Annotated in this window: 18 protein-coding genes and 1 pseudogene; 6 read left to right on the top strand and 13 right to left on the bottom strand. The window is 44.1% G+C overall.

Annotation, left to right across the window (positions count from 1 at the left end; translation table 11 throughout):
• Positions 1-256: pseudogene (locus HZY94_RS04315) on the top strand (PIN-like domain-containing protein); the annotation flags it as partial.
• A gap of 1,241 nt (positions 257-1,497) precedes the next feature.
• On the opposite strand, the gene HZY94_RS04310 reads toward HZY94_RS04315, so the two are convergent.
• Positions 1,498-2,037 (bottom strand): GNAT family N-acetyltransferase, encoded by a 540-nt coding sequence (locus tag HZY94_RS04310; RefSeq protein ID WP_179925148.1) that lies wholly within the window; start codon positions 2,035-2,037, stop codon positions 1,498-1,500.
• Positions 2,038-2,140: 103 nt separating this feature from the next.
• The gene (guaA, locus tag HZY94_RS04305) at positions 2,141-3,706 is read right to left on the bottom strand and encodes a glutamine-hydrolyzing GMP synthase (protein ID WP_179925147.1); all 1,566 of its coding nucleotides are present in this window, start codon (positions 3,704-3,706) and stop codon (positions 2,141-2,143) included.
• Between the two features lie 135 nt (positions 3,707-3,841).
• On the opposite strand from guaA, the gene HZY94_RS04300 reads away from it, so the two are divergent.
• The 5 genes from HZY94_RS04300 to xerS all read left to right on the top strand — a co-directional run bounded on the left by HZY94_RS04300 (position 3,842) and on the right by xerS (position 8,673).
• Positions 3,842-4,537, top strand: coding sequence for a GntR family transcriptional regulator (locus HZY94_RS04300; protein WP_179925146.1), 696 nt, complete (start codon positions 3,842-3,844; stop codon positions 4,535-4,537).
• Between the two features lie 57 nt (positions 4,538-4,594).
• Positions 4,595-4,927 carry a putative DNA-binding protein gene (locus HZY94_RS04295; RefSeq protein WP_160332220.1) on the top strand — a complete coding sequence of 111 codons (333 nt, stop codon included), beginning with the start codon at positions 4,595-4,597 and terminating at the stop codon, positions 4,925-4,927.
• 9 nt (positions 4,928-4,936) lie between these two features.
• On the top strand, positions 4,937-6,505 hold the full coding sequence (gene ffh / locus HZY94_RS04290; protein WP_179925145.1) for a signal recognition particle protein: 1,569 nt from the start codon (positions 4,937-4,939) through the stop codon (positions 6,503-6,505).
• An 87-nt stretch (positions 6,506-6,592) separates the two neighbouring features.
• The gene (ldcB, locus tag HZY94_RS04285) at positions 6,593-7,276 is read left to right on the top strand and encodes an LD-carboxypeptidase LdcB/DacB (protein WP_160332222.1); all 684 of its coding nucleotides are present in this window, start codon (positions 6,593-6,595) and stop codon (positions 7,274-7,276) included.
• Between the two features lie 326 nt (positions 7,277-7,602).
• Complete coding sequence (xerS, locus tag HZY94_RS04280) at positions 7,603-8,673, top strand: tyrosine recombinase XerS (RefSeq protein ID WP_179925144.1); 1,071 nt, start codon at positions 7,603-7,605, stop codon at positions 8,671-8,673.
• Between the two features lie 36 nt (positions 8,674-8,709).
• On the opposite strand, the gene HZY94_RS04275 is transcribed toward xerS, so the two are convergent.
• The 11 genes from HZY94_RS04275 to dprA form a co-directional block, all read right to left on the bottom strand.
• On the bottom strand, positions 8,710-9,699 hold the full coding sequence (locus HZY94_RS04275; protein WP_179925143.1) for a lipoate--protein ligase: 990 nt from the start codon (positions 9,697-9,699) through the stop codon (positions 8,710-8,712).
• Positions 9,700-9,707: 8 nt separating this feature from the next.
• Positions 9,708-11,408, bottom strand: coding sequence for a dihydrolipoyl dehydrogenase (gene lpdA, locus HZY94_RS04270; protein ID WP_179925142.1), 1,701 nt, complete (start codon positions 11,406-11,408; stop codon positions 9,708-9,710).
• A gap of 12 nt (positions 11,409-11,420) precedes the next feature.
• Complete coding sequence (locus HZY94_RS04265) at positions 11,421-12,464, bottom strand: dihydrolipoamide acetyltransferase (protein ID WP_160332226.1); 1,044 nt, start codon at positions 12,462-12,464, stop codon at positions 11,421-11,423.
• A gap of 9 nt (positions 12,465-12,473) precedes the next feature.
• Complete coding sequence (locus HZY94_RS04260) at positions 12,474-13,466, bottom strand: alpha-ketoacid dehydrogenase subunit beta (RefSeq protein WP_179925141.1); 993 nt, start codon at positions 13,464-13,466, stop codon at positions 12,474-12,476.
• A 16-nt stretch (positions 13,467-13,482) separates the two neighbouring features.
• A complete protein-coding gene (locus HZY94_RS04255; RefSeq protein WP_179925140.1) occupies positions 13,483-14,451 on the bottom strand; it encodes a thiamine pyrophosphate-dependent dehydrogenase E1 component subunit alpha in 969 nt (322 codons plus the stop codon).
• 142 nt (positions 14,452-14,593) lie between these two features.
• Entirely contained in the window at positions 14,594-15,760 is a 1,167-nt protein-coding gene (locus HZY94_RS04250) for an ATP-grasp domain-containing protein (protein ID WP_179925139.1), read from the bottom strand.
• A gap of 13 nt (positions 15,761-15,773) precedes the next feature.
• On the bottom strand, positions 15,774-16,514 hold the full coding sequence (locus HZY94_RS04245; protein WP_179925138.1) for an esterase family protein: 741 nt from the start codon (positions 16,512-16,514) through the stop codon (positions 15,774-15,776).
• 18 nt (positions 16,515-16,532) lie between these two features.
• Positions 16,533-17,363, bottom strand: coding sequence for an alpha/beta hydrolase (locus tag HZY94_RS04240; protein ID WP_179925137.1), 831 nt, complete (start codon positions 17,361-17,363; stop codon positions 16,533-16,535).
• A gap of 145 nt (positions 17,364-17,508) precedes the next feature.
• Positions 17,509-18,846 (bottom strand): methylenetetrahydrofolate--tRNA-(uracil(54)-C(5))-methyltransferase (FADH(2)-oxidizing) TrmFO, encoded by a 1,338-nt coding sequence (trmFO, locus tag HZY94_RS04235; RefSeq protein ID WP_179925136.1) that lies wholly within the window; start codon positions 18,844-18,846, stop codon positions 17,509-17,511.
• The gene (topA, locus tag HZY94_RS04230; RefSeq protein WP_179925135.1) at positions 18,846-20,939 is read right to left on the bottom strand and encodes a type I DNA topoisomerase; all 2,094 of its coding nucleotides are present in this window, start codon (positions 20,937-20,939) and stop codon (positions 18,846-18,848) included. Before topA ends, trmFO begins: the two co-directional genes overlap by 1 nt.
• Positions 20,940-21,020: 81 nt before the next feature.
• Entirely contained in the window at positions 21,021-21,863 is an 843-nt protein-coding gene (gene dprA / locus HZY94_RS04225; RefSeq protein ID WP_179925134.1) for a DNA-processing protein DprA, read from the bottom strand.
• Positions 21,864-21,888: the final 25 nt, after the last annotated feature.

Here is a 21,888-nt window from a genome sequence, read left to right as displayed (position 1 = left end):
ATATCAGACAACACCTGTTAAAAAAATTACACATTACGCGGAAATTAAAGATATTATTATATCTCCAGAAGATTCTTCAAAGAAAAAAATATTGTTTAAATCAGAGGCGAAAGAGTTATCTAAAAAAATACCTCTAGGAGATGACTGGAATGCCCTACAATCAAATAGATATACTAATTTTAAAAATCTATTTACTTCAGCAAATACTGATGAATTATTTTCAAAAACATTTGAAAAGGATGAAGAGGAAAGGTAAAGAATTTGCTGTTAACTCATTACATAAAAAAATGTTTTATAATAAAAGTGATTGTCAACCATTTTTCCAAAAATTAGCCAATTTATTTGGCAAGGTGATGCCTGCTTAACCTAATTGGCAAGCTAAAAGAAGGGGATTCCGTGTAAAGTCCTTGAGCGTCAGCGTACCTTTACATGGAATCACTCTTCTCTTATAATGGCTTAGCTCACAGGCAACTTTTGATGGTTTTGTGTCTAAGCTGAGACCAAATACCTAAAAAAGGATAGACTGAAACAGCACCTTGACTTTCAATTTTTTCGCAAGGTGCTACAATTGTATTACACAATCATGCTTTATCGATTTTTTGCAATGTTATAGTCATAAAGTTTATTATACTTTTTTATAAAAACAAATTGCTGTTAGCATTGACGGTGACTGGACCCTTTGGAAGCTTTGGTAGTTGCTTCTTTTGGGATTGGATATAAAGATTGATAAATGATGTGAAATAGTTGTAGATGATCTGATCTTTTGATAAAATAAATTTTGTAGAAGACAACTATTACTAGTCTACAGTTATCTATAGACTAGTACTGGCAGAATGGACAGTTACGGTCTGCTTGTAACTGTTGATTGCCTTATTGGGTTTGGATAGGTTTCACCACGAGCAGGCATCTAAAAACTTATCAACTGATGGGGAGTCTAAACAGTTCCTCATTTTCATTTGGATACAGAAATAAATGTTAAAAAATATCTGGTTGGCCTATTCATTTGAGCGATTCTGATTGAGTTGAACTTATGTAGACCAGATAGAATCGTCCCTTATAAAGCAAAAAGCAACGATACTGAAGTCGTTGCTTTTCATTTTGGCTCTTTGTCAACTGTAGTGGGTGTAAATTTTGGTTCTTGTGCAAGTTGTGTGGAATTCTTGAAAACTGATAGTTAATGAGATGCTTGACCTGTGGTAGGGGACGGCAACGACCTCTGACGAGTTCCATGCCTTATTCGGGAAGCAGCCTCGCTTTTTCCTTGCTTGGCTCGGGTATCAAGGTTCCCCAAACCTTGATATCCCCTAGGACCCTGCATCCTATGGGATTTTTGAATTTAAAAAGCCTACTCCATTCTCTATTAATACTCAAAGAAAATCAAAAATAGTCTAGGAAACGAGCTGCAGACAGTACTAGACGTACGGCAAAGCGAGTTGACAACGAATAGTTTTGATTTTCAAAGAGTATAAGGAGGAGCAGGCACGGGTCAAGCAGTTCTTATTCGATTATCTTTTGAAAGCGAAACATCCCATCTGGGAATTGCTCCTGAATTTTTTCAGAAACTTCATCCGCCTCATTTGGATTCGTATGGAATTTGTTGAAAAATTCGACAATGCGAAAACCGCACCGATTGACGTAGAAGTGGATATTGCGTTGTTCAAAATAGGGGGTCATAGTTTCCCATATTTTGACCTCTGGATGGCATTTTTCGATTTCACACCAGGTCGCATAGCCGATGCCTTTGCTGTGAGCTGCAGGTGATACAAACAATAAATCTAATTCTCCTTTTTCACCTTCAATTTTGAGGACAACACCTCCAAGGATAGTGTTGGCTTCATCAACAATTCGATAGGCTTGACCATCTGCAATGGCTTGTTCGATTGTAGCGCGTGAAATAATTTGTCCGTCTTCCTCAAAGTGTTGATCACGAAGTCCAAATTCTTCCAAAGCTCCGAAATTAAAAGCTTCCTGATTATCTTTGATAAATTGCTCCTGATCCCAATCTTCTAGAGGAAGCAACTGTACAATCCGACTCATATAAACTCCTAGTAAAAAGAGACCTAGCAGGTCTCTTCCATGATTTATTTTCGCAAGACATAATGCCTTTTAGAAGGCGGGGGAACCAGTCCACAGGACTGGTTTACTCCCACTCAACTGTTGCGGGTGGTTTGCTGGTGATGTCGTAGACGATGCGGTTGACGTGGTCGACTTCGTTAACGATGCGGACGGAGATTTTTTTCAAGACGTCCCATGGTAGTTGGGCGAAGTCGGCAGTCATGCCGTCGATGGATGTGATGGCACGGATGGCGAGGGTGTAGTCGTAGGTCCGTCCGTCTCCCATAACGCCGACAGAGCGAACGCCGGTGTTAACGGTGAAGTATTGCCAGACGTCGCGATCGAGGCCAGCTTTTTGAATTTCTTCGCGGAGGATGGCGTCGGATTCGCGGACGGTTTGGAGTTTTTCTTCCGTGATTTCACCCATAACCCGGATAGCAAGTCCTGGTCCTGGGAATGGTTGGCGCCATACAACTTCGTCTGGCATACCGAGTTCGGTTCCGAGGGCACGGACTTCATCTTTGAAGAGGGTGTTGAGGGGTTCAATCAATTCAAATTGTAGGTCTTCTGGGAGACCACCCACGTTGTGGTGAGATTTGATGGTTTGGGCAGTATCAGTTCCAGACTCAATGATGTCTGTGTAGAGGGTACCTTGGGCTAGGAAATCAACTCCGTCCAATTTACGGGCTTCGTCATCGAAGACATAAACAAACTCGTTACCGATGATTTTCCGTTTTTGTTCCGGATCCGACACACCAGCTAGTTTAGACAAGAAGCGTTCAGCAGCGTCGGCTTTGACGATATTAAGGCCGAATTTGCCTCCGAGCATGTCCATAACTTGATCAGCCTCACCTTTACGAAGGAGTCCATGATCCACAAAGATACAGATTAGTTGGTCGCCAATAGCTTTTTGCAGCAGTACACCAACAACTGAGGAATCAACTCCACCGGAAAGACCAAGGAGGACCTTACGATCGCCAACGGTTTCACGGATTTTTTTGATCTCCATCTCAATGAAGTTATTCATAGTCCAATCGCCTTTGGCTCCACAGATGTTGAAGACAAAGTTTTTCAAGAGATCAAAACCATAAACAGAGTGGCGAACTTCTGGGTGGAACTGGATTCCATAAAGGTTCTTGTCAGGGTTTTCAATCGCAGCAAAAGGACAGTCTAAAGAAGTACCAGTACGGACAAAGTTTTCAGGAATTTCTGTAACCGCATCTCCATGACTCATCAAGACCAGTTGCTCCTCAGGTGTTGACGCAAAGAGTGAACTGTCAGGTGTGTGGGTTAGGTTGGATTGACCGTATTCACGGTTTCCAGCTTCCCCGGCTGGAACAACTTTTCCGCCCAATTTATGGGTCATCAGCTGCATTCCGTAACAAATTCCGAGTACAGGGATTCCCAACTCAAAGATTTCTGGGTCAATATCGAAGGATCCTTCTTCATAGACAGAGTTTGGACCACCGGAGAGGATGATTCCGATTGGGTTCATCTCTTTCACTTCTTGGGCACTGAGTTTATGGCTTTTTAGCTCAGAGAATACACCCATTTCACGTACACGACGGGAAATCAATTGGTTGTATTGGCTACCATAATCCAGAACGATAATTTTTTCGACATCTTTCATGTCAGGAGTGATTGTAGTCATCTAATCCCTTTCCTAATTTTAGATTTTTTATAGTTTCCATTGTATCACAGACCTCAGTCCTTGCCAAGAAAGCTACATTAAGTTGACTTTTCCTTGCTAGGTTACTACAATAAAAAGAAGGAAGGGGGAGGAGCCATGCGCCCAGCTTACTTAGAAATACATGATGATATTAAAACCGCTATCGATCAAGGACGGTGGAAGATTGGGCAACGCCTGCCTAGCGAGCGCGATTTAGCGACCCACTACCAGGTAAGTCGGATGACTCTACGCCAGGCCATTACACTTTTAGTTGAAGAAGGGGTGCTGGAGCGTCGCGTTGGGAGCGGAACCTTTATTGCTTCGACCCGTGTGCAAGAAAAAATGAGGGGAACAACCTCTTTTACAGAGATTATTCAATCGCAAGGAAAGGTACCGTCCAGTCAGCTGATTTCCTATCGGCGAACCCTGCCCAGCCAGCAAGAAGTGGACTGCTTGGGGATTACCAGAGAAGACAATATCATTCGCATGGAACGGGTCCGGTATGCCGATGACCTCCCCGTTGTGTATGAGATTGCTTCTATCCCAGAGAAATTTATCAAAGACCTGCCTAAAGAGCAGGTTACCAGCCATTTTTTCCAAAGTCTGGAAGAAAAGGGCTACCGTATTGGCAAATCGAGCCAGACCATCAGTGCCAAGCTGGTGGCGGATCCCATTGCCCACTACCTCAAGCTTCCCAAGGGGCAGGCAGTATTGGCGCTCACACAATTGTCCTACCTGGAAGATGGGCAAGCCTTTGAGTACGTTAAAAGCCAATATGCAGCCGATCGCTTTGAATTTTATTTTGAAAACTAAGGAAATCGCCTCGAAAAGTAGGCGGTTTCTTTCGTATTTTGATATAATGGAAGCACTATGGAAATTGAAAAAACCAATCGCATGAACGCTTTGTTTGAGTTTTATGCTGCTTTATTAACGGATAAGCAGATGAACTACATTGAGCTATATTATGCGGACGATTATTCCTTGGCGGAAATTGCGGAAGAATACCAGGTCAGTCGTCAGGCTGTTTATGACAATATTAAGCGGACTGAGCGAATTTTGGAGGACTATGAGCGCAAGCTGCATATGTACTCGGACTACATTGTTCGCAGCCAGATTTTGGAGGAAATCCAAACCGCCTACCCAGAGGACACTTTTCTCAAGGAAAAAATTGACATTTTAACCAGTATTGATAACCGAGAGTGAGGATGAAATATGTTTGAAAGTTTAACTGATCGCCTGCAGTCCGTATTTAAAAACTTACGGAAAAAAGGCAAGATTGATGAAAAAGATATTCAGGAAGCAACCAAAGAAATTCGGATGGCCCTCTTAGAGGCTGACGTGGCCCTGCCTGTTGTTAAAGACTTTATTAAACAAATCCGGGAACGGGCTTTGGGACAAGAGGTCATTGACACTCTCAATCCAGCCCAACAGGTGATTAAAATTGTCAACGAAGAGCTAACCAGCCTCTTAGGATCAGATCGAGCTGAGCTTGAAAAATCACCTAAGATTCCAACCATTATCATGATGGCTGGTCTTCAGGGGGCCGGTAAAACGACCTTTGCTGGGAAACTGGCCAATAAGTTAAAGAAGGAAGAAAATGCCCGTCCCTTGCTGATTGCGGCAGATATTTACCGACCAGCTGCGATTGATCAATTGAAAACGCTTGGCCAGCAAATTGATGTCCCTGTTTTTGCCATGGGGACAGAAGTACCAGCCCTAGATATTGTCAAAGCTGGTTTGGAGCAAGCACGGGAACAGAAAAATGACTACGTTCTGATTGATACAGCGGGACGCTTGCAGATTGACCAACTGCTCATGCAGGAGTTGAAAGACATCAAGGACTTTGCCCAACCAAATGAGATTCTCTTGGTTGTTGATGCCATGATTGGTCAAGAAGCAGCCAATATTGCCCGTGAATTTAACGAGCAGTTGGAAGTAACCGGGGTGATCCTGACCAAAATGGATGGGGACACCCGTGGGGGAGCAGCTCTATCTGTTCGTCAAATCACTGGAAAACCAATTAAATTTACCGGTACAGGTGAAAAGATTACCGACATTGAAGCCTTCTACCCAGACCGCATGGCCAGCCGGATTCTCGGTATGGGAGACTTGTTAACGCTGATTGAAAAAGCTTCTCAGGAATACGATCAGCAAAAGAGCCTGGAAATCGCTGAAAAAATGCGGGAAAACACCTTTGACTTCAATGATTTCCTTGATCAACTAGACCAAGTCCAAAATATGGGACCAATGGAAGATTTGCTGAAGATGATTCCAGGCATGGCCAGCAACCCCGCCCTCAAAAATCTCAAGGTCGATGAAAAAGAAGTGGCCCGCCGTAAAGCTATCATCTACTCCATGACCCCCGCCGAACGGGAAAATCCAGACCTACTAAACCCTGCCCGCCGCCGCCGGATTGCTGCCGGTTCAGGGAATAGCTTTGTCGAAGTCAACAAATTCATCAAGGACTTTAACCAAGCCAAACAAATGATGCAAGGGGTTATGTCCGGCGATATGAATAAAATGATGAAACAAATGGGCATGAACCCCAACCAGCTTCCTAAAAATATGCCGAACATGAACGGTATGGACATGTCCGCCTTGGAAGGCATGATGGGAGCCAATGGCATGCCAGATCTCTCAGCTCTTGGTGGCGATTTGGATATGAGCCAACTCTTCGGAGGCGGCCTCAAAGGCAAACTAGGCCAATTTGCAACCAAACAAGCCATGAACCGCATGAACAAACAGCTGAAAAAAGCTAAGAAAAAACGGAAGAAAAAATAAAGCAGAAAAACTCAAGGTTCATGCCCAACAACCTTGAGTTTTTCTAGCATTTCTATACATGTGAAGTCCAACACAAAGGAGGATTCAATGAAAGGAAAGAAATGGCTAGCCTTAGCCTGTATGGCTCTGGCTTTAGTAGCCTGTGGCCAAAAAGCCCAAAAGAAGGCTACCGAAAATCCAGAACAGCAATCCGTGAGAAAGGAACAGAAAGCAAACAAGCTTCGTTACCAAGGAAGTTACTACAGTGTTCAAGGAGCTGATGGCCAGGAGATTATTATCGTTAATAAAAAACATCCTCTAGCTGCCAACTATGCTCCTGGAGAAGACCCCGAAGCTCAATCCGCTTTTAGGCAGCTGGTTACAGCCATGCAGGAGGAAGGTTTCCCAATCAGCGACCATTATAGCGGCTATCGTTCTTATGAGAACCAAAGTCAACTATATCAAAATTATGTTGCTCAAGATGGGCAGGCTGAAGCCGATCGTTATTCAGCCCGACCTGGCTATAGTGAACACCAAACAGGTCTAGCCTATGATCTTATTGATACAGCAGGCAATCTTTTGACCGAAGCTAAAGCCAGCCAGTGGCTACGTGAGCATGCTGCAGATTATGGTTTTATTGTCCGTTATACAGAGGACAAGGAAGAAATCACCGGTTACACAGCAGAAAGTTGGCATATTCGGTATATTGGCTCAGAAGCCCAAAAGATTGCCAAATCTGGTTTAAGCCTGGAAGAATACTTTGAGGTGCCGGGTGGAGATTATGAAGATTAACAAGACTTCACCAGATAGTCTGAAAATTTTAGGCTATCTGGTAGACTTTGTTTAACATAAATTTGTTTTAGAGAATTCATGAGTCAAAAAAGTATGAAGCTAAAATTCTTCGAGTGACTTTGTGTGAATAGTCAATGCTTTAAAAAGATTTTCAGGCAGCAAGTAAGAGTATTTTCAGCCTACCAAGGGTTTTATAAAGAGTCTATGAGATTAGCCTTCAAAAGTGGTTGGCAGTTCAATCAATAACATCTTTCCGAAAAACTGTAATTTTCTTGAAAAAAGTTTTTGTCTTTGATACACTACTATTAGAGAATTTGGAGGTGCTTATGCGTCGTGAATTATTACTAGAAAAAATTGAAGATTTAAAACAGGTTATGCCCTGGTACGTTTTGGAGTATTACCAATCCAAGTTAACGGTTCCTTATAGTTTTCCAACCTTATACGAATATCTAAAAGAATACCAGCGATTTTTTTCCTGGTTGATGGAGACCGATTTGGTTTCGGTTGCAGAAATCAAGGAAATTCCCATTGAAACCCTGGAGTATCTATCCAAAAAAGATTTAGAGGCCTTTGTTTTGTACCTGCGTGAACGTCCCTTGTTGAATGCCAATTCGACCAAGACCGGCTTGTCACAAACAACCATTAACCGGACCCTCTCGGCTCTCTCAAGCCTCTTTAAATTTTTAACCGAGGAGGTTGAAAATGAGCAAGGCGAACCTTATTTCTACCGCAATGTCATGAAAAAGGTTGCTACAAAAAAGAAAAAGGAAACTTTGGCGGCCCGGGCGGAAACCATTAAGCAAAAGCTCTTTTTAGGGGATGAGACTGAGGGATTTCTTCGCCACATTGAGGATGATTATCCCAAACAACTGTCCAAACGCGCCCTCAGCTCCTATGAAAAAAATAAAGAGCGGGATTTAGCTTTGATAGCCCTGCTACTGGCTTCGGGAATCCGTTTATCTGAAGCGGTTAACCTAGATGTACGGGACCTCAATGTTCAGATGATGATTGCTGAGGTCACTCGGAAAGGTGGACGACGGGATGCCGTTCCTATTGCGGGCTTTGCCAAACCCTATTTACTACAATATTTAGAAATTCGTGATAAACGTTACAAGCCTGAAAAACAGAATCTGGCACTTTTTTTAAGTGAATACCGCGGTCAAGCCAATCGGATGGATGCTTCTAGTATTGAAAAAATGGTTGCTAAGTATTCAGAATCCTTTAAAATTCGAGTCACTCCCCATAAACTACGCCACACTCTGGCGACTAGGCTCTATGATGCTACCAAATCTCAAGTTTTGGTTAGCCACCAATTGGGCCATGCCAGCACCCAGGTTACAGATCTCTATACCCATATTGTCGACGAAGAACAAAAAAATGCCTTAGATAAACTCTAAGGCATTTTTGTCATTCATTATAGCTGCTTACTAGTCCTACTCTACAATCGCTTCTGCAATTTCTTGGGAAGAGATACCAGCGAAGTAGCGGCCAAGATCCAATTCTTGGAGTCTGGCAAGGACAACATCTCTTTCATAGGCCAGGCCGATTAAAGCCTCTTCTACTGCCACTACGTCCTCAATTCCGAAGAAGTCTCCGTAAATTTTGAGGCTATCAATACGTGAATCAACGACATTGACGTAGGCATCAATCAAACCACTTGGGAATTTAATGGTCCGACGGATGTTGTAGGCTGGGGATTTACCGTAGTTCCAATCCCAATTGCCAAATTTTGCATCGCGGTTTCGGCGAATTTCTTCCAGTTCAGCGTCTGAGAAAGTGTATTCGGTCATTTCCGGATATTCTTTTTTCATGTAATCTAGTAGTAGATCACGGAATTCCAGAACTGAAATTTTCTCTTCAAGCTCATCAACAATGTTGGTCACACGCGCCCGAACGGATTTTACTCCTTTAGATTCGATTTTATGTTTAGAAACTTGTAGGGCCTTGCTGAGGACTGAGAGGTCTACATCAAAGAGCAAGGCTCCATGGTGCATAATCCGTCCCTTGATATAAGCTTGGGCATTACCACCAAATTTCTTACCATCAATTTCTAAGTCATTACGACCGGTAAACTCGGCCTTGACCCCTAGTTCTGCCAGGGTATTGATGACTGGGATCGAGAAACTCTTGAAATCAAAGAGTTTGTCTTGATTCTCATTGGAGATGATGGTGTAATTGAGGTTGTTGTAATCATGGTAAACAGCGCCACCACCACTGATTCGGCGGACAACCTCAATATCATTTTCCCGAACATAGTCTCGGTTAATTTCTTCAATGGTATTTTGGTGACGGCCGACGATGATGGACGGCTTGTTAATCCAGAGGATGAAAATCATATCTTCATCCAGCATTTGCTTGAAGGCATACTCTTCCAGAGCGATATTAAAAGCGGTGTCGTTGCTTTCGTTAACAATGTATTTCATGAAATCTCCTATTTCTTGGGAGCATGTACAGCTAGATTGAGGACATCTGCAAAGGCTTCATACATGACTTCTGAGTAAGTTGGGTGGCCATGGATGGTTTTAAGAACTTCTTCCACGGTGATCTCCATTTCAATAATGGTAGAGGCTTCATTGATCAATTCGGCTGCAGCTGGACCAATAATATGAACCCCTAGAACTTCTCCATATTTCTTATCAGCAATGACTTTTACAAAGCCTTGGGCGGCATCAGAAGCGATCGCACGACCATTGGCTCCAAAATTAAATTTACCGATAGCTACATCATATTTTTCACGCGCCTGTTCTTCGGTCAAACCAACCGCAGCGACTTCAGGTAGGGTATAGATAGCAGCTGGTGTAAGGTTCAACTTAGCTACCACATGGTTGCCTTTTAGGGCGTTTTCTGCGGCCACTTCTCCCATCCGGAAAGCCGCATGCGCCAACATCTTGGTTCCATTGATGTCCCCAGGAGCATAAACACCTGCCACAGAGGTTTCCATGTATTCATTGACCTTGATACGGCCATTTTCTAGGTCAAAGTTAACTTCTCCCATACCTTCCAAGTCTGGAACCCGTCCGATTGAAAGAAGGGCTTTATCAGCTAGGATATCGTCTTGACCAGCGACCTTGATCCGCAGTTTACCATTTTCTTCAATGATTTCTTCAAGTTTGGTTTCAGTATGGATGGTCATGCCTTTGCGTTCCAAGATGAGACGTAGACTCTTCGAAATTTCCTTATCCATAGCTGGGACAATGCGATCGGTCATTTCGATAACAGTAACCTTCGAGCCATAAGTCATAAAGGCTTGTCCCAATTCGATTCCGACGACTCCGCCACCAATAACAACCAGGTGTTCTGGAACTTCCTTGAGGTTCAGAATATCATCACTCGTCATAACAAGCTCAGATTCCATACCCGGTACGTTAATTTTGCTTACTTTGGAACCACCAGCTAGGATAATCTTTTTGGTCTCAAGGAGCGTGCTTCCATCAACCAAGACATTTTTATCTTTGGTGATGGTTCCGACACCCATGTGAACATCGACTCCGTAAGAACGCATGAGGCCACCAACACCGCCAACCAGTGTAGCAACGACCTTATCTTTGGTAGCGACAACCTTGTCCATGTCGACAGTGAAATTTGGATTTTCAACCATGATTCCACGGTCAGCGGCATGTCCCAAACTTTCAATGATCTCAGCATTGTGGAGATAGGTTTTGGTTGGGATACAGCCACGGTTCAGACAGGTTCCACCAAGAGCTGTTTTCTCAACCAAGGCTACCTTACCACCTAATTGAGAAGCCTTAATGGCAGCTACATATCCGGCAGGACCACCACCGATTACAACAATGTCATAAGCAGCATCACTCTTGCTCGAATCTTCCTGAGCTGGAGCTGCACTAGGACTATCCGCAACTGGAGCGGCTGCAGAAGCTGTTGGAATATTTTCACCTTCGGCTCCGAGATAACCGATGACTTCTGTGACTGGTACCGTTTCCCCGTCGCCTTTCAAAATAGCGATGAGGTAGCCATCCTCTTCAGCTTCTAATTCCATGCTGACCTTGTCAGTCATGATTTCCAGAAGAATTTCCCCTTCTTTGACAAATTCTCCTACTTTTTTATTCCACTGGACGATTTGACCTTCGGTCATATCGACACCGGCTTTAGGCATAATTACTTCTAAGGCCATTCTTTACTCCTTCTAAATTAACATTGAAATAGGGTTCTCAATCAGAGCTTTCAAGTCTTTCATAAATTTAGCCCCTGCCATCCCATCTACGACACGGTGGTCAATTGTGAGACCAAGGCTCATCATCGGGCGGATAACCACTTCACCATTTAAGGCGACTGGCTTCTCAATTGTTGCACTCACACCAAGAATCGCTGAGTTGGGTTGGTTGATGATAGGACCAAAGGATTGGACGCCAAACATCCCCAGATTACTGATGGTAAAGGTTGAATTTTGCAATTCACTTGGAGCTAGTTTCATATCCAGCGCGCGACCAATGACATCTTTAAAGGCTACAACCAGCTGGGAGAGAGAGAGTTTTTCGGCATTAAAGACAACCGGGGTCAAGAGACCACCATCCATCCCTACAGCCATGGCTAAATTCACATAATCATGGGTAATAATGGTTTGACCATCTTCGGTCAAGCTAGAGTTGAGGTAGGGGTGTTTCATCAAGGTTTTGATCACCGCTAGTGAAATCAAGTCGGTTACAGTCACCTTTTTGCCTGTTTCTTCCATAATTGGATCCAGAACCTTCTTACGCAAGGCCAACATCTCGGTCATGTCAACCTCATAATTGAGGGTAAAGGTTGGTGCAGTGAGATAAGAATCGACCATGCGTTGGGCAATGACTTTGCGCATCGGTGTCATTGGAATCCGTTCAATCGTTCCCCATTCGGTTTGTGTATCTGGAACTTCCTCGACTTTTTCAATCACAGCTGGAGACTTGGTGGTTCCTTCTTCGAGATTCTCTGGTAGCAGAGCCAAGATGTCCTGTTTCATAATTTTACCATTGACTCCCCGCCCCTGAATTTCTTGCCAAGCAATATTGTGTTCCATGGCAATCCGTTTTGCCAAAGGTGAAATCCGGACTACATGGGCATTCTTATGGTCCGCTACATCTTCTTGATGGACCCGTCCTTTTGCTCCCGTTCCAGCTACATCATAGAGATTAATCCCCAATTGATCCGCTAATTTACGAGCTGCAGGAGTTGCTCTTAGTTTTTCGTCAGACATTGCTTCTCCTTATTCTTTATTTACGGTTTTCAGAATGGTTTCTTTAATGCTTTCAACTGTTGGAATCATCGCATTCTCAAGATTTGCAGCATAAGGCATTGGAACGTCTTCACCCGCACAGCGGCGAATTGGTGCGTCCAAATAATCAAAGGCCTCTGATTCAGCAATGATGGCAGAGATTTCCCCAATAAAACCGCTTGTTTTGTGAGCATCGTTGACGAGAACAACTTTTCCTGTTTTCTTGACTGAATTGATGATGATTTCCTTATCCAGAGGCACCAAGGTCCGTGGATCAACGACTTCAACAGACACGCCAGCCTCAGCTAACTCTTCTGCCGCCTGGAGAACACGCCGAAGCATTTTACCATAGGTTACGACGGTGACATCGGTTCCTTCTCTTTTAATTTCCCCCTTACCTAAAGGAATCACATATTCAGGATCGACCGGCACCTCGCCTTTTTGGTTAAATTCGGATTTGTACTCTAAGATAATAACAGGGTTATTATCGCGGATAGAGGCTTTAAGAAGCCCCTTCATATCGGCAGGGGTTCCCGGAGCGACGACCTTCAAGCCTGGAATATGGGTAAACCAGCTCTCCAAGGATTGGGAGTGCTGGGCTGCCGAGCCAACACCATTCCCGGCTGCACAGCGGACAGTCATAGGCACCTTGCCCTTGCCTCCAAACATGTAGCGGGTCTTAGCAGCCTGGTTGACAATCGCATCCATGGCGATGACCGAAAAGTCCATAAAGGTCATATCGACAATGGGACGGAGCCCAGTCATGGCAGCTCCCGCTGCAGCACCAGAAATGGCTGCTTCTGAAATCGGCGTATCGCGAACCCGCTCGGGACCAAATTCTTCTAACATCCCGACAGAAGTTCCAAAATCGCCACCAAAGATTCCGACATCTTCTCCCATCAGGAAAACATCTGGATCTCGACGCATTTCTTCAGACATAGCTAGGATAATGGTATCCCGAAATGACATTAATTTAGTTTCCATGTGTGATGTACCTCTCTTACTCCGCATAAACATCTTCAAAGGCTGATTCTAGGGGTGGGAATGGGCTGTTTTCAGCAAATCGAACAGATTCTTCTACCAGTTCCTTAACTTCTGCCTGAATGGCTTCCAGTTCCTCAGCACTAGCAATCTGCTGCTCTAGTAGGTATTTCCGTAGATTTTCAATGGGGTCTTTTTTCTTCCACTCTTCGACTTCTTCACGTGTCCGGTATTTACCTGGGTCAGAAGAGGAGTGTCCCAACCAACGATAGGTTACACTTTCAATCAGAACAGGTCCTTTACCAGAACGAACATGGGCAACGGCTTCTTGGAAACCTTTATAGACATCCAAGATATTATTACCATCTTCAACAAAGATACCTGGAATACCGTAGGCAGTAGCCCGCTGATAAATATGCTCCACATTGGTCATTTTTTTGATATCTGCTGAGATTCCATAACCATTGTTGATACAAGCAAAAATAACTGGTAACTTCCAAATTGAGGCCATATTCACCGCTTCGTGGAAGGCTCCCTCATTGGTAGCCCCATCTCCAAAGAAGCAGACAACAATTTTGTCAGTTCCTTTCATTTGTTGGGTTAGGGCAGCACCAACGGCGATTCCCATACCACCCCCAACAATTCCATTGGCCCCCAGGTTTCCAGCATCCAGGTCAGCAATGTGCATGGACCCCCCTTTCCCTTTACAGGTTCCGGTGTATTTCCCGAGGATTTCAGCCATCATTTCATTAAGATTGATGCCTTTTGCGATGGCTTGGCCGTGACCACGGTGGTTGGAGGTGATCAAGTCATCGGGATTGAGGGCCATCATAGCCCCAACATTGGCAGCTTCTTCCCCAACAGAAAAGTGGGTCATACCGGGAACTTTTCCTTTTTTAACCAGTTGGGCAATTTTTAAGTCCATGCGACGAATTTCTTCCATTTTACGAAACATGTTCAGTAAAAGAGATTTATCTAGTGTTTCCATATGTTTCCCTTTCTCAAATTTCACAAACTTACACTTCTTATTTTATCCTGTCTTGAAACCCCTGTCAAAGGAAAAGTTACAAAAGAAAAAAGCCTAGCCAATGAGATTTTTTCAACACGAGCTAGGCTTTGGTTTTTCAAAATTATTCTGCTAAAGTTTCAACATCACGGATGATATTGTGAATGACTTCAAGATCATCTGCAGTGAAAACAAACATATCATTTCCTTGCAATTCCGCAAAGGCTTCTGGCATCCGGAGGTTGGCTTTCAAATTCGCTGCGTAGCGCTCCAAGAGTTCCTCTTTGGATACTTGATAGTTAAATTGATCACGACGAGCCGCTGCCAGGGCATGCTTGATCGGTCCATCTGCTTCGGGGAATCCTTTACCGGCAACAAGGCTGGCATAGTCACGGAAAAGGTCACGAGAATAACCAAAGTTGTAAACATCCATGGCAAAGGCTCCTGCAGGACGGTTGTTGTACTCAATCGCGATATAGTCATCACCATTGCGGAAGAACTCGATATGGAAGAAACGTTCTTTCATACCAAATGCTTTAACAGCTGTTTCTCCGTACTGACGTAGCAAGGGATCGACTTCTATATGGGTATAGTAGGCAAATCCTTTTTGCTTTAAGAGGATGTTTAGAGGCGTATCTGTGTAGTCAAAGGAAGTTGACCAAACAATGTCCCCCTTAGCATCGACTAAGCCATCAAAGGTACAAATTTCTGTACTCGTCACAAATGGCTCTAAGAAATAAGCCACACTACGATCCCAATTTGCAAGGAATTCCCGAACAGACCGTGGTTCCTCCAGTTTGTAGGTTGCTGCAGCCCCCACGCCATTATCCGGTTTGGCAATAAGGGGAAGACCGAGGCGTTCAACCGCTTCTTCCACTTCTTCATCAGTGGTTACAACGCGTCCTGGTGTTACAGGTACACCTGCTGTGCGGAAAATTTCCTTCATCTTGGACTTGAATTTAGTCTTTTCAATATCTTCATTTTTGGGACCAAAAACATTGAATTGTGTACGTAGTTGAGCATCCATCTCCAACCAGTATTCATTTTGCGATTCAATACGATCAATCGGGCCGTGTTTATAGAAAAGAAAGGCTACTGCACGTTTTACTTCATCTAAATCTTCCAGATTAGATACTCGGAAATATTCAGTCATAGCTTCTTGTAGTTCATGGCCTAACTGATCATAAGGCTCCTGGCCAATACCAAGTACAGTGATTCCCTGTTTGGCTAACTCAATAGAAAACTTCTGAAAATTTTGTGGGTAATAAGGTGAAATAACAATGTAATTCATAATCTATCTCCTTTTATAAATCAAGAGTTTCTAAGAAATAAGGGAACTGAATGCGCCACCAATCCCAGTCATGGGCTACATCATAGCCCCAAACATCAAACCAGGCTGAAATTTGTTTGTCCTCAAAGGCAGATTTCAAGCTATAAAATGATGGCAATCCATCTTGCTCCCAGGCTCCTAATCCAGTGCAGACAATGATATCTGCAGATTGGTAATGATCTAAAAACCAAGGATCATTCTGATGCCAAATGTAGTCGCTTGGGGAATTTTGGTAAATTTCTTTGTCATCTCCATATTCATCAACAAAGAAACGAGCATCATAAACACCACTCAAGGCAATCACTTTTTGAAAAACATCTGGATGTTGCAAGAAGAAGTTTAACGCGTGGTAAGCTCCCATGGAACAGCCGGAGGTCATTAACGGACCTTCCCAATTGGTCAGGTATTTGATAAAGGGAACAGCCTCTTGGATCACATAACGTTCATAGGCCAAATGTGCCAAAGCACGGTCATGACCAGGCTTCCAATTGGCTTCCCAACTTTCATCATCAATACTAGACAGTGTGAAGAATTGAAGCTTCCCCTCATCAACAAACTGTTGAGCAGCATGCACCATACCAAAATCATAAAACTCATTGTGACTACCACCTGAGGATGGGAAGACAATCACCGGTACCCCAGCATGTCCATAACGGTTCAAGTGCATGTCACGGCCTAACTCGTGACTCCAATGTACAAGATTTTCGATATTCATAAGCTTCTCCTTCTACTCTTAATCATGGTGCCAAAAACGACTCAAGAATCGGAAACAATCTCCCAATTGTTCAGACCAGGCAATCTCATTATGTTCAGCATCTGTCTGAACCACCAATTCCAGGTTGTCCACAGGCTGCCCCATACGAATCAGATCCTTAAAGTAGCGAATAGAAGAGCTAATATAGGCCTGTTTAATATTACCGCCAATTAGGCTCTTATCCGTCTCATCATCTTCCTGAGTTCCCACATAGATATAAATCTGTTGTGGAGCCGTCATTGGTGTTCGCTCAATATAGCGATTGAAAGCCTCCTGATGTAGGAAATTGGCCGAAGAGAAAACGCCCAGACAACCAATCCGATCTTGGTAGGCCAACCCCATAAATTGGGTAATATTCCCACCCAGAGAACTTCCAATCATAGCCGTATATTCCCGTTGCGGCTTAGTCCGGTATTCCTGATCAATAAAGGGTTTGACCACTTCCATAACAAATTCAGCATATTCAATTCCCTTACCACCGAAACTAATACCTGGGATCCCTCCTTGGAATTTCCAAGCAGAGTACTCATTCATGCGATTTTCGCCATCATTATCAATAGCCACCACAATCATTCGGTCAATATCTGGATTACGCTTAATGGTTGGAATGACCTTCCAAGAATAGCCACTAAAAGCCTCTTTACTATAGAGAACATTCTGACCATCATGGAAGTAAACAACCGGATAGAAGCGCTCCGTATCTTGTTCGTAGTTCTTTGGAAGAAGAACCCGCACGCGCCGAGCTTCCCCACTATAAGGAACTTCCAATTCATGCGTCTGCATGTCTAAATAAAAGTAAGATTGATTCATTGTCTGAAAACTCTCTATATTCAAAAACTTTAACTCAGTATACCACAAAAGCCCAAGGCTGTATATATATTTTTGAAGATTTTCAAAAAGTTTTCTTAAATGAATAAAAATAAGACCAAGTCCAGGCCAGACTCAGTCTCAGTTCTTATTTTTCAAGATAGGGTTGCAAATCCTCCAGCGCTCGTGCAGCAATTTTTTCATAGCGCTCCTTCTTGTCACGGATACGCGGCCCTTCCAATTCCTTGATAATGCCGAAGTTTACATTCATCGGTTGGAAGTGTTTGCTGTCGGTTGAAGTAATATAGTGTGGCAAACTGCCAATGGCTGTTGTTTGTGGGAAAAGAACTTCCTCTTCACCCCGGAAAAGGGCAACAGCATTAATCCCAGCTACTAAGCCAGAAGCCGCTGATTCCACATAACCTTCGACTCCCGTCATTTGTCCTGCAAAAAAGAGATTGGCTTGCTTTTTGGAACGGTAGCTTGGGCTGAGGAGGTTAGGAGAATCCATATAGGAGTTCCGGTGCATCACCCCATAGCGGACGAATTCAGCATTTTCCAAACCAGGAATCATTTGGAACACCCGTTTTTGCTCGCCCCATTTGAGGTGGGTTTGGAAGCCAACAATATTGTAAAGGCTACCAGCTGCATTGTCCTGACGAAGCTGAACTACGGCATAAGGAGTTTTGAAGTCCCCATCCCGCGGCCCTTCATAGTCGTCTGGGTATTCCAGTCCAACAGGTTTCATCGGACCATAAAGCATGGTTTTGATACCCCGTTTTGCCATGACCTCAATGGGCATACAGCCTTCGAAATATTTTTCTTTTTCAAACGAATTCAAAGGAGCTTCTTCTGCGTTGACCAAGGCCTCATGGAAGGCCATAAATTCTTCCTTGGTCATGGGAGCATTGAGGTAGGCTGCTTCCCCTTTATCATAACGAGATTTAAGGTAAACCTTACTGTGGTCGATGGTATTAACATCTACAATGGGAGCTGCCGCATCATAAAAGTAAAAACCAGTTCCACCATTGAGCGCGTGGATCTTCTCGGCTAGGGCATCGCTGGTTAAGGGACCAGTCGCCACAATCGTGATTTCATCCTCAGGTAAGTCTTGGATTTCTTCACGGATAACCTCAATCAGCGGATGGTTAGATAGTTCCTCTGTCACGGCTTGCGAGAAACCTTCCCGGTCGACCGCCAAGGCTCCGCCTGCAGGAACACGGGTTGCTTCTGCAGATTTTAAGATAAGAGAACCTAGGCGACGCATTTCTTCCTTGAGCAGTCCTACCGCATTGGTTAGGGCATCTCCTCTAAGCGAGTTGGAGCAGACCAACTCGGCAAATTGATCGGTTTTATGTTGCGGCGTTTTTTTAGGTCCCCGCATTTCATATAAGCGAACCGGGATACCACGTTTGGCAATCTGATATGCCGCTTCACTGCCGGCTAAACCAGCTCCAATTACATTAATATGAGTTGTTTTATACATTATTTAACCTTTGCTTCTTCATAGTCTCCGTTGACACAGACAACCTGCTTGCCGCCACCGCGGACTTTCTTCTCAACGAGCGTTCCCTGACATTTTGGACAAGTTCGCCCAACAGGTTTGTCCCAGCTGGTAAATTCACAGTCTGGATAGCGGTCACAACCATAGAATAGGCGATTCTTTTTACTCTTGCGTTCGATTACTTGCCCTTGTTGGCATTGAGGGCAGGTCACACCAATTTCCTTGACAATCGCCTTAGTATTACGACAGTCGGGGAAATTACTGCAGGCATAGAATTTTCCATAGCGGCCTAGTTTGATCACCATAGAATTTCCACAGACATCACAGTCAAAGCCAGCTGGTTCATCCTTGATTTGGATTTTTTCCATTTCTTCTTCAGCTTTGCCCAACTCCTGTTTAAAGGGTTGGTAGAACTGATCAATGACCTTCTGCCACTCTTCCTGACCAATCTCGACATCATCCAAACGGGTTTCCAAGTCGGCTGTGAAATGAACATCAACAATGTCCGGGAAAAACTCGACGATTAGTTTGTTGACAATTTCGCCCAGCTCGGTTGGTTCAAAGCGTTTGGCTGCCAATTTAACATAATAGCGTTTCTGGATGGTTTCAATGGTTGGAGCATAGGTCGAAGGACGCCCAACCCCATTCTCTTCCAGGGTTTTAATTAGGGTTGCTTCTGAGTAGCGAGCGGGTGGCTGTGTAAAGTGTTGTTCAGGTTTGCTGGAAATCCGTTTAACCGAATCGCCAACTTCCATATCTGGCAGCATTTTATTACGGTCGCTGTCATTATAGATGGCCAAATATCCATCAAACTTAACCTGGCTACCGTTAGCTGTGAAGCGCACACCGGCTTGTTCCAAATTGACCTTCATGGTATCAAAGATGGCTGCAGTCATTTGACTGGCCACAAAGCGGTTCCAGATTAGGGTGTAGAGTTTCAATTGGTCCTTGTCCAAATACTTGCTGATCGATTCAGGCGTTAGGTGGACATTAGAGGGCCGAATGGCTTCGTGAGCATCCTGGGCTGAACTGGAATTCCGCACCTTACTTCCGTGCTTGGAATAGTTGGCTCCAAAACGCTCGGTAATGAAGCTGGCTGCTTCATTGGTCGCAATGGGACTAATTCGAGTGGAGTCGGTACGCATATAGGTAATCAGACCTTGAACTCCGCCAGAAATTTTAATCCCTTCATACAATTGCTGCGCCACGGACATGGTTTTTCGAGTCCGGAAATTGAGCTTGTTGGCCGCATCTTGTTGGAGGGAAGAGGTTGTGTAAGGAAGGGGCGCATTTCTCCGGCGCTCCTTCTTTTCAACCTTGGTTACCTCAAAGTCATCGGATTTAAGAAGGCTGAGTACCTCCTGAACATCCTCATTGGTTTTCAACTCTTTCTTTTTCCCGTTCACTCCATAAAATGAAGCTTGGAACTGCTTATTGCCTTTTTTAAAGACGGAATCGAGAGTCCAGTATTCTTCTGGAATGAAGGCATTGATTTCCGCTTCGCGGTCAATAATCAATTTTAGGGCGACAGATTGAACCCGGCCGGCGGACAACCCTTTTTTGACTTTTTTCCAAAGAATCGGGGAGATGGAGTAACCCACAATTCGGTCTAAAACGCGCCGTGCTTGCTGGGCATCCACTAGGTCCATATTAATACGGCGGGGTTCTTTAAAGGCACTTTTAACCGCATCTTTTGTAATTTCATTAAAGACCACACGATTGTCTTCTTCCAAGTTTAAATTCAGGATATGGGCTAGATGCCAGGAAATGGCTTCTCCTTCGCGATCCGGGTCACTTGCGAGAAAGACTTTTTTGGCTTTTTTAGCTTCCTTTTTAAGGTCGTTGATTAGTGGTCCTTTTCCGCGAATATTGATATATTCGGGTTGGTAATTGTTTTCAAAATCAACAGACATGGAGGATTTTTTCAGATCGCGAATATGCCCCACACTAGCCATGACCTTGTAATTACGACCGAGATATTTCTCAATCGTTTTAGCCTTGGCTGGGGATTCGACGATTACTAGATTTTTCTTAGGAGTGGTTTTTTTCTTTGTTTTCGTAACCAATCTCTTCACCTTTCACTTCAAATTAAACTGGGACAAGTTTACTCTATTTTTATAAGCCTGTCAACAATTCAGTATTTCTATAGGAGAACTTTAAGTTACATTTAAGTCGTTGAGGATGTCTAAACCGCATGAAACATAGCGTGCTCCCTCTTTTAAGAGCTGGTGACAACCTTCATGACTTTCTAGCAGAATGGAGCCCGGAATGGCGTAAATCTCCCGGCCAGATTCCAGGGCCCGATCCGCTGTAATTAAACTGCCCGACCGTACCTTGGCTTCAGCCACCAAAACTGCTACAGACAAGCCTGCGATAATCCGATTGCGATTGGGAAAATGGTAGGGCTTGGCAGTTTCCTGGGGACCATACTCGCTCAGCAATAGTTGGTGGTGTCCCATATATTCTTGTAGGCGCTTGTTTTCCAAAGGATAGACCCGGCCCAAGCCAGTCCCTAAGATCCCAATTGTCGGTGTTGCTGCTCTTAAGGCCGCCTTATGCGCTGCGGTGTCAATGCCCCTGGCTAAGCCACTGACAATCGCCAATTTTCCTTGAAGCTCCGTAATAATTTTGGAAACAGCTTGGATTCCGTAAGGGCTGGCCATACGACTACCAACAACCGCGAGCGCAGGCAGTTGTAACAAATCCAGATTCCCCTGGTAAAACAGCAACAAGGGCGGGTCATAAATTTCTTTGAGACTAGCTGGATAGACAGAATCGTCTACGACAAAAGAGGGAAAGGAATGAAATTCCGCTCGCAAGGCCTGTGGATCCAGTTTCTTAGCCTTCTGGAGGCGGTCAAAGGGCTCTTTACAACCAGAGACCACCAACCGATTGCGGAGAACTTCTTCTCCTCTGCCTTTCTCATAATCGATAATCTTCCGAATTTGAGAATTGCTTAACCCTAACTTACGTAAGTAAAAGATATCAAATGCTTTCATGTTTCACCTCTCTTGCTTATTCGCA

Origin of the sequence: Streptococcus danieliae, from assembly GCF_013415245.1 — a bacterium.
GTDB lineage: Bacteria > Bacillota > Bacilli > Lactobacillales > Streptococcaceae > Streptococcus > Streptococcus danieliae_A.
Note: the sequence above shows the minus strand (reverse complement) of the source record. Positions and strands in the feature narration are given on the sequence as shown.